General features: G+C 41.8%; 13 protein-coding genes. 2 read left to right on the plus strand and 11 right to left on the minus strand.

The window, feature by feature from the left end:
- Window positions 1-122: 122 nt before the first annotated feature.
- Window positions 123-383, minus strand: coding sequence for an RNA-binding S4 domain-containing protein (locus tag JOD17_RS20865; RefSeq protein ID WP_042360990.1), 261 nt, complete (start codon window positions 381-383; stop codon window positions 123-125).
- On the minus strand, window positions 384-1880 hold the full coding sequence (yabN, locus tag JOD17_RS20870; RefSeq protein WP_338028845.1) for a bifunctional methyltransferase/pyrophosphohydrolase YabN: 1497 nt from the start codon (window positions 1878-1880) through the stop codon (window positions 384-386).
- A 106-nt stretch (window positions 1881-1986) separates the two neighbouring features.
- Between yabN and JOD17_RS20875 the strand changes: the two genes are divergently transcribed.
- Window positions 1987-3579 (plus strand): glutathione ABC transporter substrate-binding protein, encoded by a 1593-nt coding sequence (locus JOD17_RS20875; protein WP_204699858.1) that lies wholly within the window; start codon window positions 1987-1989, stop codon window positions 3577-3579.
- 213 nt (window positions 3580-3792) lie between these two features.
- Window positions 3793-4986, plus strand: coding sequence for an MFS transporter (locus JOD17_RS20880; protein ID WP_204699859.1), 1194 nt, complete (start codon window positions 3793-3795; stop codon window positions 4984-4986).
- Window positions 4987-5023: 37 nt separating this feature from the next.
- On the opposite strand, the gene JOD17_RS20885 is transcribed toward JOD17_RS20880, so the two are convergent.
- From JOD17_RS20885 to spoVG, 9 genes are all read right to left on the minus strand, one after another.
- A complete protein-coding gene (locus JOD17_RS20885; protein WP_204699860.1) occupies window positions 5024-5686 on the minus strand; it encodes a GntR family transcriptional regulator in 663 nt (220 codons plus the stop codon).
- 268 nt (window positions 5687-5954) lie between these two features.
- Window positions 5955-6494 (minus strand): stage V sporulation protein T, encoded by a 540-nt coding sequence (spoVT, locus tag JOD17_RS20890; protein WP_042420641.1) that lies wholly within the window; start codon window positions 6492-6494, stop codon window positions 5955-5957.
- Window positions 6495-6696: 202 nt separating this feature from the next.
- A complete protein-coding gene (gene mfd, locus JOD17_RS20895) occupies window positions 6697-10248 on the minus strand; it encodes a transcription-repair coupling factor (RefSeq protein ID WP_204699861.1) in 3552 nt (1183 codons plus the stop codon).
- Window positions 10249-10319: 71 nt separating this feature from the next.
- A complete protein-coding gene (locus JOD17_RS20900) occupies window positions 10320-10550 on the minus strand; it encodes an anti-sigma-F factor Fin (RefSeq protein ID WP_204699862.1) in 231 nt (76 codons plus the stop codon).
- A 57-nt stretch (window positions 10551-10607) separates the two neighbouring features.
- Complete coding sequence (gene pth, locus JOD17_RS20905; protein WP_204699863.1) at window positions 10608-11168, minus strand: aminoacyl-tRNA hydrolase; 561 nt, start codon at window positions 11166-11168, stop codon at window positions 10608-10610.
- An 87-nt stretch (window positions 11169-11255) separates the two neighbouring features.
- Window positions 11256-11903: a 50S ribosomal protein L25/general stress protein Ctc gene (locus JOD17_RS20910; RefSeq protein WP_204699864.1), complete on the minus strand. Its 648-nt coding sequence runs from the start codon at window positions 11901-11903 to the stop codon at window positions 11256-11258.
- A 141-nt stretch (window positions 11904-12044) separates the two neighbouring features.
- A complete protein-coding gene (locus JOD17_RS20915) occupies window positions 12045-12989 on the minus strand; it encodes a ribose-phosphate diphosphokinase (RefSeq protein ID WP_204699865.1) in 945 nt (314 codons plus the stop codon).
- Window positions 12990-13008: 19 nt separating this feature from the next.
- Window positions 13009-14382, minus strand: a complete 1374-nt coding sequence (gene glmU / locus JOD17_RS20920) for a bifunctional UDP-N-acetylglucosamine diphosphorylase/glucosamine-1-phosphate N-acetyltransferase GlmU (protein ID WP_204699866.1) — start codon at window positions 14380-14382, stop codon at window positions 13009-13011.
- A gap of 150 nt (window positions 14383-14532) precedes the next feature.
- Window positions 14533-14826: a septation regulator SpoVG gene (gene spoVG, locus JOD17_RS20925; RefSeq protein WP_042420629.1), complete on the minus strand. Its 294-nt coding sequence runs from the start codon at window positions 14824-14826 to the stop codon at window positions 14533-14535.
- Window positions 14827-15171 lie beyond the last annotated feature (345 nt).

Below are 15171 nucleotides of genomic sequence, written 5' to 3' on the forward strand. Positions count from 1 at the left end.
AACTAAAACTGGCTGGTCAAAGTCCGATTCAATATCGAACATCAACCAGCCAATCAGCTGTTTAACAAACTCTAACTTTTTGGGGTCACTACCTTATAGGGCTTCTTTAAAATACACGTTTATCAATCATCGTGATAGACTTCTTCAATTGTCGTATACATCAGTGCGGCTTCATTCTTTTGAGCCGCACTGTTAACTGATTCGATCTTCACACGAAGTGTCTTTTTTCCGAAACGAATGGACACTTCATCTCCTGGATTCACTTCAGTTCCAGCCTTAGCAGCATGACCATTTACCGTAATACGGCCTGCACCTGCAACTTCCTTCGCTACAGTACGCCTTTTTATAATGCGTGATACCTTTAGAAATTTATCGATTCTCACTTATTCACCCTCACTTTCTCTCTCCAATTGTTTTGCCTCGTCCCAAAAGCGGTCCATCGCTTCTAGCGATACGTCATTCATCGTTTGTCCTTGTTCTAATAAACGCTTTTCGATGTGCATAAACCGCTTTTTAAATTTCGTATTCGTCATCTGCAAGGCTTCTTCAGGTTGTAATCGATAAAACCGAGCAAGGTTAACGACAATAAACAACACATCACCTAATTCTTTCTTGATGTCTGATTCATCGTGTTGTTCGCTAATCGCTTCTTTCCACTCCCAAATTTCTTCTTCGAGCTTTTGCCACATCGGCGCTGCTGTTTCCCAGCTGAACCCTACTTTTGCAGCTTTCTTTTGCAATTCATAAGAAACCATTAGAGCAGGCATCGATTTCGGAATTCCTGTCAGCTCTGATTGATCGTTTTCTTTGCCTTGCTTTTCTTGCTTTTTAATTTCGTCCCAATTCGTAACGACGTCCTCGCTCGTTTCAGCCGTAGCTGTTGAGAAGACGTGTGGATGTCTACGAATCATCTTATCTGTAAGTGTCTTAATCACATCATCAATCGTAAAGTACCCTTCATCTTCACCAATTTGGCTATGAAGCATGACTTGCAACAACACGTCCCCAAGCTCCTCAATAAGATGATCATCATCGTCTTCGTCGATCGCTTCTAATACTTCATACGCTTCTTCTAGCAAGTATTTTTTGAGCGATTGATGTGTCTGTTTACGATCCCACGGACACCCGTCAGGGCTTCGCAATACGTGAATCACTTCTCGTAGACGACGAAACGTATGACGTGTTAGCATTTCTTCGCGCACCGGTGGTACGTAGACGACAGCTAAGTTCGATGTTTCTTGAAACGCCCGGTCCAATTCATATAGAGGCATTTCTACAACCGATTCCCCAGCTCCACCGGCTTCTTTTACGATCCTTACACGATAATCATCTGGCAACTGCTCCATTAACGAAAGTTTTACGTTAGAGGCTGTAAAGAAATCGTACACTTGGGTCAAAATCAAATGTTGGTTCAATGACCAGTCTGAGCTAGTAAAGCTTGTCGCATCAAGAAGCTGAAAACCTTCACTAGGATCCATTCGTAATGCTGTAAAAACCGGATCAAGAAAGCTTTGTCCGCCCTCAATTTGAAGCTGAATAACACCTTGTCGTTCCTTTTCTAGTAATCGTTGAACGGTTTCTTCAGCAACAAGTGGATGACCTGGCACAGCATATAAAACCGGTTCATCTTGACTAGATGCTTCGCTAACTAAACGCTCAACAATGGCTTCGTATACCGGTTGGAACGTATCATGGACCTCATACACATCATCAAATGGGTGGATCGTTAGTCCTTCTAGCTCCAATTCCTCCATCACCGGGTGTGCTTTCGTTCTTACATACAATTTATTTGAATTTTTTAATCGTTTATACGTTGAAAGTGTCATTTGGTCGAGCGTCCCCGCCCCTAAGCCAAATACACAAATTGTTGGTAAATTCACCAAAGACAACTCCTCGTTTCTCTTGCTTGTCTATGTTATTATATCATAGGCAATACCTCTACAATCTAGAAGCTTTACACATCATTTATTAATGGGGGAATGAGTTTTGGCTAACTTAAAACGTTATGTCGCTGGCTTTGCAGGAGCCACAGTACTTCTTGCAGGTTGTTCATCAGATCCTGGTGCAGTTGAAGAAGGAAGCGACGGAGGTACATCAACAGGTAGTGCTGGAGGAGACCAATTTGTGTTAGCGCTCTCTTCAGACATTGTTTCTTTGGATCCTCAAGAAACAACAGATGTTCCATCATCTCAAGTTTCGACAAACATTTATGAAAACTTGCTAGAGCACGACAGTAACATGGAACTTCAACCTGTACTTGCAGAATCGTATGAAATGGTTGACGATTTAACGTGGGAATTCCAAATTCGTGAAGGCGTTACGTTCCATGATGGTGAAGAGTTGAATGCAGATGCAGTCGTTAAGAACTTCGAGCGTCTATTAGATCCAGACAACGCGAAACCTCGTGCAAACATGTTTGAATTAGTGGAAGAAATTACAGCAATTGACGAGTATACAGTAGAATTTACAACGAGTGAACCATTTGCACCGCTTGATGCACATCTTGCTCATAGTGCAGCAGCGATTATTAGCCCAGCGGCCATTGATGCAGATGAAAGTGGGGATGCACTTTTAAGTGTTCATGCAGCAGGTACAGGTTCTTTTGAACTTGACGAGTGGGTTCAAGGTAATGAAATTCGTTTAAGCAAAAATGAAAATTATTGGGGCGAAGAAGCTCAAGTATCACAAGTAACAATGCGTGTTGTTCCTGAACAAAGCACGCGTATCGGGATGCTTGACCAAGGTGAAGTGCATTTTATTGATCAAGTAGAATCCGCGAATTCAGGCATTGTTGACGACATGCAAAACGCAAGTCTTCTTACACAAGAACAACTTGGGTTTGAATACATCGGCTTTAACACAGATGTTGAGCCTTTTGATGACCCTGATGTTCGTCGTGCCATCGCAATGGCTATTGATTCAGAAGTGCTTCTTGAAGGCCTTTATGGTGGGTTTGGTTCAGTTGCATCAGGTCCATTAAGTGAGTACACATTCGGATATAGCGAAGATACACAAGGAATTGAATACGATCCAGAAGGTGCGAAAGAATTATTAGCAGAAGCGGGTTACGAAGATGGCTTCTCTGCATCGATTCTTACAAACGATGCAAACCCTACACGTATTCACATTGCAGAAGTTGCTCAAGACTACCTTCAAGAAGTTGGAGTAGATCTTTCAATTGAAATGATGGAGTGGGGAGCATTTTTAGATGCCACTGATCAAGGGAATACAGAAATGTTCGTTCTTGGATGGTCTACGGTAACAGCTGATGCAGACTATGCTTTACATCCTAATTTCTATTCTGGAAATCATGGTTCTCAAGGAAACTCAACATTTTACGATAACGAAGAAGTCGACGCATTATTAACAGAAGCTCGTAGCGAATCTGATAATGATGCTCGTGCAGACCTTTATGCACAAGCAGAGCAAATCATTATTGAAGAGGCTCCTATGATCTTTACTGTTCATAATGACTACATCACCGGCATTGCTGACTCTGTAGAAGGATTTAACCACCTAGCTACAGGCATTTATGACCTCAGTGAAGTTTCAATCAACGAAGAAGAAGCAGGATATTAAGTCCGAGTTTATGGCCCATCTGTACTTTTGTATAGATGGGTTTATTGTGTTCTTTCGAACACTCCGATATAATCTGAATAAATAAAAAACTTAGGGTGTTTCCAATGTAAAACAACCACCCGACCATTCAGAATTCAATGAAGGGGGTTATCCAATGTGAATCACTCCTTTTCTTCAGTAAATAACTGATAAGAAAAGGAGGCTTACGTTTTCGTGCATTGGAATTTTGTTTTTTTAGTCGTGGGCAGAGCTTGTCATCAATCGGGATTTGTACTGTTTATCGTAGCTCTCATGCACGTAATTTATATAGAAACTGCATCAGCTTTATTCATGAGCTTTATCCCAGTTACGATTACTTTGGCCCGATTCGGTGCAAATCTTATCGCTCCGTTACTGTTTGCTCGTTTCTATTTAACGACAATCCTTATATTCGCTACGAGAACAAAAGTCTTACTTCTTGTGCTCGTCTTTGCATGCATATTCTATGATTTATTGTTTTTAGCCTATATTATTGTTTTTTTTGTATCGATGATGGACGCTTGGTTCGACCCGAGCAGCCAAGCGCTTGTACCGAGAATCGTTGACAAAGAAAAGCGCGTCCGTGCGAACAGTACGATCAGTCTCGTTAGCGAAGGTGTTGAATTTATTTGCTGGGCGCTAGGAGGGTTATTGCTTGCCTATGTTCATGCACCTTTTTTATTCCTACTCGTTGTGCTTAACGCCGTGTTCACCGCCGCTTCCTGCACCTTTTTACATCAACGAGTGAACAAGACGTTCGCGAACGACGGCGAACCAAAGAGCTGGCACACAGAGATGCGCCGCGGCTTCTCGGTAATGGTCTCGTCTCGCTGGCTATTGCATGCTGTATTGGCGTCATTTCTCACGTCATTCGCAAGTGTCGTATGGATTGCAGCAATCACGTACCTTTTTGTTGAACAAGTTCTTATGGTGAGTGAAGGCTGGTGGGGGTTTTTGAATGCAAGCCTGTTAATTGGGTTGCTCCTTGCGAGTCTCGTGTTGAGAACGCATCATTCCCTTATTCAACAAAACCAATCAAAGACGGTTTTTGTAGGGTTGGTTGGCACTGCATTGTTTACAATACTGTTTGCGTTAACCGTTGAGCCCTTTATTGCGCTTCTTATCATTGCTTGTCTCGGGTTCTTTTTACAGCTAGAGGCCGTCGCTTCACAGACGCTGTATCAAGAGCGAATCGACGTAAACGTTCTTCCTTACGTCTATGCTGCAGAAGGTACTGTTGCCATGTTCGGGTTTGCACTAGGCTCCTTGCTCGTTGGCTTTGCTGCGGACCATTTGCATTTAATGTTTATCTACTTGATCTCAGCACTGCTCATCGTTTTGGCTAGCTTTCTTTGGTTTAGAGCTTTTAAACAAGAATGGCAAAAATAAAATAAATAAATCCCTCCAAAAATTTGGAGGGATTTATTTATGATGTAAGTACTTCATGTAAGTGTTCTAAATCATGTTTGAGATGTTTCTCCATCATAGCGCTTGCTGTTTGCGCATCTCGTTCTTTTAGGGCTTTAAAGATTTGTCGATGTTCATTTTGAATATGCGTAGCACGCCCACGCCCTTCAAAGTTCATGACTCTACAGTAAAAGATTAAAGCCTCAATTGTACTGAGTTGTCTCGCTAAGTATGGGTTATGACTACATTGAGCGATTTCTTGGTGGAACTTTTGATTCCAATCAATAATGCGTTCGTCATCGGCTTTATCACGAATCAGTCGATCAACTTCATCTAGAATATCTGAAACAACCTCTAATTCTTGTTCACTTGCGTGTTGAACTGCCAATTCAACTGCTAATACTTCAAGGGCGATCCTAAGCTCATAAATGTGCTCTACGTCGGTTACCGTTAGCGAGTAGACGACAAATCCAAGCTTTTCATCAGCAATAAGCAAACCATCCTTCTCAAGCAATCGCATTGCTTCTCGAATCGGCGAACGACTAATGCCCATTTCTTTTGAGAGCTGACTCTCATTAATTCTGTCACCAGCACGGTACGTGCGATCATAAATGCGTTGTTTGATCTCTCGATATAATTGGAGATAATATGGAATTGGCTTATCAATCTTTGCAGCACACATGTCATTCACCTATCCTTCAATCGATCGACGATGCATTCGAATCCGTTGTTCGACCCCATTATCTCGCGACGTTTTCTAATCGTTTACGTTTAAATCTATAAAAACCGGGAAAAGGTTCTTTAACGTTAGAAAAGCAGACCACGATGACAATGGCCTGCTTTCCGTAGGTTATGATATTTGGGGTGAATCGATATGTTACTTACAATGATAAAGGAACAGCCGGAATCTGTAAAGGGATACCGGCTTATAAATTTAAATTAGTTCGGTATCATTGTTCCATTTGTCTTGCTAAGAAGCCTGCCGCTGTTTCAATAAGCATTCGTGCCACGCTTTCTTCAGGTGGTTTTTCTTTTGAAATCATTACAACAGCTCCAATTGGATCACCGTTTGCAATAATTGGCGCGACAACATAACCTTCCATCGTATCACGATGATCACTTACTAAGTTATACTCACCGTGTTGAAACTCCGCTTTCGTCGTTCGCGTATTAATTGCATCCTCTACAATTTCCCCAATACTCTTGTTTGCATAGTCTTTTTTCGATCCACCAGATACAGCAATGTATGAATCGCGATCTGCAACAAGAATAGGATGCCCTAGACTGTCATAAAGTGCTTCTGCATACTCCTTTGCAAAGTCCCCAAGCTCAGAGATTGGTGAATACTTCTTCAAAATGACTTCGCCATCTCGGTCTACGAAAATTTCTAATGGGTCTCCTTCACGAATCCGTAACGTACGTCTGATTTCTTTTGGGATGACCACTCTGCCTAGATCGTCAATTCGACGAACAATACCAGTAGCTTTCATTGGTGTGCCTCACTTTCATGTCGATGTACTATCTAATCAATGATGTTCCTTCTCTCATGACTGTTTTTAGTATCCGTAACCAAAAAAGAACTATTCACCCATAATAAAAAAAGTTTACCTTACACATCCTGATCCCGTAGATTACAGGGGTTAATTCCATAAAAAAAATGAAGCACTCCATTATAAAAGAGTGCTTCATTTACTAAGATACCGTTTTGGAAGCGGTTTTCTTTTTCACTTCTGGTATTCTTGACATTAGCTTCTCAAGTAACGTTACATAAACGAGAGAGCCCATGCGTTTCTTTTGGATATTGAGCTTAATTTGACTACCCTCTGTCCCAACGCCAACGTCTCGACCAAGCTCATTAACTAGGCGGAACAATTCAGCGCCATCGATGTTATTCGATGCTTCTTCAGTAAACAAGATTGTACATTTACCGCCTGATTCAGAAATTGAAGCAACACCTTCTTGTAAACTATACAATTTGATCGTTGCAATCGAGAAGAGCGCTCGCACTTCATCTGGATATTCGCTAAATCGATCAATCATCTCATCTTGTAGATCGGTTAGCTCATCAAACGTATTGATCCCTTTGAAACGCTTATACATTTCAATCTTTTGTTTTGGATCATGAATGTACGTCTCAGGAATGTACGCTTCAACTTTAATATCCAATGGAATGTCTTCGGCTTTTAGTTCACGCTCTTTTGTGCTTCCTTTATACTTACGCTGTTCAATTGCATCTTTAAGCATTTGTGAATACATATCAAAGCCGACGCTATCGATATAGCCGTGTTGTTCAGCTCCAAGCAAGTTCCCCGCGCCTCGAATGGATAAGTCACGCATTGCGATCTTAAATCCTGAGCCAAGCTCTGTAAACTCTTTAATCGCTTGTAGACGCTTTTCTGCCACTTCAGTTAGAACTTTATCGCGTTTATACGTAAAGTATGCATATGCAACACGATTTGAACGTCCAACTCGACCCCGGATTTGGTACAGCTGACTTAATCCCATTTGATCGGCATTGTAAATGATGAGTGTATTTACATTCGGAATATCTACACCCGTTTCAATAATTGTCGTCGTTACGAGAACATCTTTATGACCTTCTAAGAAATCAATCATCACTGACTCTAACTCACGCTCATTCATTTGGCCGTGTGCATAGGTGACGTCAGCATCTGGTACGAGCATCGAAATCTGTTCTGCCATCTGCTCAATGTGATCGACACGGTTGTACAAGAAGTACACTTGGCCACCACGACTGATTTCACGCTCAATTGCTTCTTTTACGAGAGAGGAATTGTATTCCAGTACATACGTCTGCACAGGGAAACGGTTTTCTGGTGGCGTTTCAATAAGGGATAAATCCCGTACACCGAGCATCGACATGTGAAGCGTTCGCGGAATTGGTGTCGCAGTTAACGTTAGTACATCAATGTTCGAACGCAATTGCTTAATTTTTTCCTTATGCGTGACGCCAAATCGTTGCTCTTCATCGACAATCAGTAACCCTAAGTCTTTAAACTTTACGTCTTTCGATAAAATACGATGCGTTCCAATGACCATATCCAAGCCACCGTTCTCAAGGGAACGGACATTTTCATTGATTTCTTTACGTGTTCTAAAGCGATTAAGTACACCGACGTTGATTGGGTAATCGCCAAAACGCTCCAAGAATGTATCATAATGTTGCTGTGCAAGGATTGTTGTCGGAACGAGAAGTGCGACTTGTTTGCCTGACATAATGGCCTTGAACGCTGCACGGATTGCTACTTCTGTCTTCCCGTACCCTACGTCACCACATAGTAGGCGGTCCATCGGACGCTCTTTCTCCATATCCTCTTTAATCTCTTCGATCGCTTTTACTTGATCTTCCGTTTCTTGATAAGGGAATGAGCTCTCAAACTCTCGCTGCTCCGCGCTATCTTCTGAGAACGCATGTCCTTTCGAACTTTCACGTTCTGCATAAAGCTTGATTAAATCGTCAGCAATGTCTTCTACAGACGACTGTACTTTCCGTTTAACTTTCTTCCAGTCTTGACCACCCAACTTGTAGATCTTCGGGTCTTTATCTTCAGAACCAACATACTTTTGAATTTGGTCAATTTGCTCTACAGGAACGTACAACTTGTCATTTCCCGCATAAGAAATATGAACGTAATCTTGATTCATATTGTTTACAGACAACGTTTCAACACCGAGGTATTTACCGATCCCATGACTAACATGAACGACTAAATCACCGACATTAAGTTCAGAGTAACTTTTGATTCGCTCAGCGTTCGATAACTTCTGTCGACGTCTAGCTTTTGTTACTTTTTTCGTGAACGTTTCACGCTCTGTAATGACAGCAAGATGCTCAAACGGCAGCTCAAAGCCATTGTGCAAGTCTCCCTGTACAATGTATGCCTTACCTTGGTCAAGAGATTCATCCCGAGAAACTGGAGTTGCTTCGATGTCATAATCTTGAAGAATCCCCTTTAGACGCTTTACACGATCGTCATCTGAAGCAATAAAGACGATAGTGAAGTTTGCTTTCGACCAGCGCTCCACCTCATTTTGCAACACAGGCATTTGACCGTGGAATTGTTGCATCGCCTTGCAATTGATACTTTCAACATTTGCAGGCTGAACACCGGGTACGCCACGTAAGAAGATCGAGAAATAAATGACAGATTGGTCGATTGACTTAATAATATCTTCATAATGCTTTGATAAACGTAAGTCATGGGGAGCTTCCCCTTGTTCAAGCATCGTCATGTGCCAATCTGACTCTTCTCGGTCCAAGCGAACGGCTGTTTCTTGCACCCGACTAATTTCGTCTACGAAAATTTTCGTTTCGCTCGGTAAATAATCAAGCAATGTTGCAGGCGTTTCATACATATACGAAATATACTTGTATAATCCTTGGAAACGAATTCTTTCGTTAATTTGGTCAAGTTCAAACGATAACGATTTCTCGAGCTTATCCCGTGTTTCTTCGTCGTTTACTTTTTTGAGGCTGCTTTGCATTTGTTCTGTGAGATTTTCAGAAGCTCGTTGCCATTCAGACTCAGTTAAGATTGTCTCTTCAGCTGGTCCAATTGTAATGTGCTCAATTGCTTCAAGAGAACGTTGGTCTTCTGCATTGAAATAACGCATCGAATCAATTTCAGTATCAAATAAATCAATCCGTAACGGATGTTCTTCAGTTAAAGGATAAATATCTATAATTCCACCACGTACACTAAATTCACCCGGTGTGGACGCAAGGTCTGCACGTACGTACCCCATTGCTTGAAGCTGAGCTAAAAACGCCTCAACATCTAAATCTTGACCAATATGCAACTCATATTGACTTTTTTCCCATCGTTCTTTCGGCGGCAGCAAGCGACGTAATCCTGCGATTGGGATAATAATAATTCCTTTGAAATCAGCAAAAAGCGCATTCATAACCTCAATGCGCTGAGATCTCATTTCTGGACTCGCTACAGCGATTTCTGAAGAGATCAATTCATTCACCGGATAAAGATATACGTGATCCTCACCAATGAGATCACTTAAATCTTCCTGCCATTTTTGAGCCTGCAATAAATTGTACGTAACAAGAACTTGCGGCTTATGCCCCAACTCATAAAGGCCAGACAATAATAATGTCTTAGCCGATCCGCTCAACCCCGTTAAAAGTTGCTCTTTTAATCCTTTCTCCAAACCATCTTTAATGCTTTGGATTTGCTGATTATTTAAGAGCTTATGCTCGATCGCTTTCATGAAGCCGATCCTCCCCTAATGATTCAAACTATTCTCCATTTATATGTCACTCGTTCATGTCCTTGTTCATCTTAATGATACCAATGGTCTTGTTCATGAACGTGCGGTGAAGATTGACTCATCTCATAGCACGTATCACATAGCGCATGTACGTGTAAGTTCCCTTGTTCATCGGTCTCTAGCACTTCTTTCTTCTCTTCTTGATTGAGTACCGAAAAACCTAAATCATAATCCATTGCCTCACGAGATGAGACTGTACCCAGTTCTGCGTTGCACTGCTTGCAATGATAATAAACGACCATATACTCTCCTCACTTTCTTTCTATTAGTTTCAACGAGTAAGGAGAGCGCTATACCTCTTAATTGTGTTGATTCATGACGCGATCAAAATCATCGTGAACCCAAGTTTCACATGCACGTACAACATTTTCACGCGCATCTTGAATGGCGTCCATTTCCCGTTTATCAAATTTCGATAGGACGTAATCGACAACAGCTTTTCCTTCTGGCGGACGATCAATGCCAATTCTTGCTCGGTTAAACTGTTTCGTCCCTAATTGATCAATTAGAGAACGGATTCCATTATGACCGCCATGACCACCAGATTTACGATATTTTACAGTACCTGCCGGTAAATCAAGGTCATCATAGACGACAAGAATGTCTTCTGAATCAAGATCGTAGTAATTAGCAACCGCTCGAACGGACTCTCCAGATAGGTTCATGAATGTAAGCGGTTTTAACAGAATTAACTTCTCGCCATCACGAATCACTTCAGTATATTCAGCCCTAAAGTTAGTATGCTTTTTTAGCTTTTCGCCCCAGCTCTTTGCTAGATCATCGATCGCCATAAAGCCAACATTATGTCTCGTTTTCGTATATTTTCTCCCAGGATTACCTAGGCCTACAATTACCTTCAAGGATGTAACTTCCTTTCAGTTCATTTACTTAAACTGCGAAAAAAGGCATAACCGAGGGGCTATGCCTTGTCCTTCATTCGCTTTTCATTATTGTTCGCTATCGTCAGACCCTTCATCAGAAGCCTCATCGTTCTCTACAAGTTCAGGCTCGTCCGAAGCTTCTTCTTCAGTGCCTTCGTCTTCAAGAGTTGGGGCAAGAACTGCAACAACCGTTTCTTCATCATCGTTGTTGAATTCAAAGTTCTTTCCTGATTTCAAGTCTGAAACTGAAATTGAATCACCAATACCTAATTGAGAGATATCAACTTCAATTGATTCTGGAATTTCTGTTGGTAGTGCACGAACGGAAATCGTGTAAAGCATATGAGAAAGTACGCCACCTTCTGCTTCACCTGGTGCATCTCCAACAAGGTTAACGGCAACATCTGCATCGAGCTCTGACTTCATATCGACTTCAAAGAAATCAATGTGTGTTGTGTTCCCTTTGAGAATATCATTTTGTAGATCGTGTACCATTACTTGATGCTTCTTACCATCGCCATCGACAAAAAGATCAATAATACCGTTACGTCCTGCTTCACGCAATGTCTTCATAAATTCGATGCTTGGTACAGAAACCGCAGTACTCTCGGTTTTCTTTCCGTAAAGAACAGCTGGAACAAACCCGTCAACTCTTAGCTTACGTGTTACTGAACGTCGTAAGTCATTTCTAGAATGTGCTTGTAATTTAGCCATTGTCTATAGTCACCTCATCGATTATTTTCACGTACATTACTGCTCATGCATCCTGTTAACGTTTGTACGTACGATAAACTCACCCTCTAAGGCTATATGCTAGCATGATTTAAACCCTCATGCAAATGATGCCCCTTTTCCTTAAAACAACGTACTCACTGATGTTTGCTCATGGACTCGAATAATTGCATCTGCCATTAACGAGCCAACTGACAGTTGAACGAGCTTTTGAATCTTCTTCTCCTCAGGTAACGCAATCGTATTCGTAACGACGACTTCTTTAATTTGCGAGTCTTCTAGTCTAGAAATTGCAGGTCCTGATAATACAGGGTGAGTGGCACATGCATACACTTCTTTTGCACCGTGTTTCATGAGGGCATCGCCTGCAAGTTGAAGCGTACCTGCTGTATCAATGATGTCATCAATAATAATTGCCGTCTTGTTCTCAATATGACCAACAATGTTCATGACTTCAGCTTCATTTGGACGAGGTCGACGCTTATCAATGATTGCAATCGGTGCATCCATTAGGTCAGCCATTCTTCTTGCCCGTACAACGCCACCGTGATCTGGAGACACGATCACGAGATCTTCTAGGTTCTTCTCTAGGAAGTAAGAGGACAGAATTCTTGATCCGAGTAGTTGGTCAACTGGAATATCGAAGAAACCCTGGATTTGTGACGCATGCAAATCAAACGTTAATACACGAGTCACGCCCGCCGTCTCCAGAAGATTTGCTACGAGCTTTGCTGTAATTGGCTCTCTTGAGCGTGCCTTACGATCTTGTCTTGCATAGCCGTAGTAGGGAATAACCACGTTAATCGTTTTTGCAGAGGCACGTTTACAAGCATCGATCATAATTAATAGCTCCATCAAATGCTCATTTGCGGGTTCAGATGTTGATTGAATTAAGTAGACATCATCTCCACGAATACTCTCTTCAATGTTGATTTGTACTTCTCCATCGCTAAATCGTTTAACAGAACTCTTTCCCATTTCTACACCGATGTGAGAAGCAATCTCCTCAGCAAGTGCAGGATTTGAGTTCAATGTGAATATCTTTAATGTCGAGTCAACATAGCTCATTGAACGAACCTCCTAAAGGTTATTTTTTATCGTTTTTGTTCATATAGCCCGTTTTATTCGTTTGTCTCGCTCTTGCAAGCGCTAAAGAATCATCTGGCACATCATCTGTAATGGTCGAACCGGCAGCTACAAATGCGCCTTTGCCGATCGTAACAGGTGCGACAAGGTTCGCATTACAGCCAATAAAGGCACCATCTTCAATCGTCGTTAAGTGCTTTTCTTTCCCATCATAATTCACGGTAATTGAACCGCAACCAACATTGACGTTTTCCCCAATATTCGCATCACCTAAATAACTTAAATGGTTAGCTTTTGACCCTTTGCCAATGGTCGATTTCTTCACCTCAACGAAGTTGCCGAGCTTTGCTTCATCATGAATTGTTGATTCTGGACGAACATGTGCAAAAGGACCGATGTTGACGTCTCGACCGACTGTACTCTTTGTAACGACCGATTGTTTAATCGTTGAATAAGAACCAATTGTACTATCTTCAATCTCTGAGTTTGGTCCGATTTCACTTCCTTCGTGAACAATTGATTTTCCACGAATAACCGTACCAGGGTGGAGGATCGTATCTGGGTGTAACTCTGCATCTGCCGAAACATACGTCTGATCAGGCGCAATAAACGTGACGCCTTGCTTCATCCAATGTTCATTAATCCGCTTTCGCATGACTTGCTCCGCCTGCGAGAGCGCTAAACGATCATTAACACCCATTGCTTCTGCGCCATCATGGGTTTCAAACGCTGCAACCCGTTCGCCTTCATTCTTTAAGATTTCTAATACGTCAGGAAGGTAGTATTCGTTTTGTGCATTTTCATTCGTGACTTTTTCTAAAGCAGCAAATAAAGCTTCGTTATCAAAACAATACGTCGCTGTGTTAATCTCAGAAATTCCACGCTCTTTTAGTGTTGCATCTTTATGTTCAACAATACGTAAGACATCGCCACTTTCAGGATCACGGATAATTCTTCCGAGCCCAGTTGCGTCATCTACGCGCGCTGTAAGTACCGTTACTTTCGCCCCGCGATCTTCGTGATAATCACTCAGCGCTTTCATCGTCTCAGCAGAAATCATTGGCGTATCTGCACTAATGACTAGCGTCGTTCCTGAACGATCGGCTAAATGGGGTGCTGCTTGTTTCACAGCATGACCGGTTCCGAGCTGTTCATGCTGCCAAACAAACTGACAACGATCTCCTAGCGTTTCTTTGACTTCTTCACCTTGATGACCGATGACGACAGTCGACTCTTCAAAACCAGCCGATTGCACTTGTTCTAAGACATGTGAAATCATTGGCTTCCCACAAACTTGGTGTAAAACTTTAGGCAGTTTTGACTTCATACGTGTACCTTGCCCAGCAGCAAGAATAATTGCGTATCGGTTACTCATTCAAAGACCTCCGATTGAATTAATTATCCAAAAAGTACAGACGTCTGCACTTTAGTAATGACTTATGATCTTGTATGAATATATCTTATCTCGAGGGGTTTTTCAATCACGAAAAAAGACCCTGCACATCGTTGTGCAGAGCCTTCATGATTAAGAAGCACCCGCTTCTTCATACTCAACATTTTCATATTGTCCTTGACGCTCGTATTCATCCAACACTGCTGTTTGGATCTTCTCGCGTGTACGGGAAGAAATTGGGTGGGCGATGTCTCTAAATTCTCCATCAGGGGTACGCTTGCTTGGCATTGCCACGAACAACCCGTTGTTGCCGTCGATAACACGAATATCATGTACAACAAATTCCTGATCAAAGGTAATCGATGCAATGGCACGCATCCGACCAGCTGTATTGACCCTACGAAGTCTTACGTCTGTTACTTCCATCCTTTCACCACCTTCACTAACTCTTCACATCTTCATGTTGTGAGCGTTTTTATTTTGGCTCTGGGGAATATTTTTCCACATCAAGATTGCATATTCCTGCTTAATTTCTAAAAATATTTAATATTTGTTCGTTTGATGTTCTGAATCAAATCTAGAACGTCGATTTTCACTCAGTGCTACGGATCACCAATGAAAACATGAGCTTTTAGAATTACTAGCGTGACGAACAAAAAAACGAACCTTTCGGTTCGTCAGGCTGTTGAGAAAGTCATTTCTCAACAGCTTTTTCTTATTTATAGACGCCGAATCATAACCACGCTTTGTTATAATAGAGAAAAGAACGGA

It is taken from the genome of Geomicrobium sediminis, assembly GCF_016908595.1.
Classification (GTDB): Bacteria; Bacillota; Bacilli; order Bacillales; family Marinococcaceae; genus Geomicrobium_A; species Geomicrobium_A sediminis.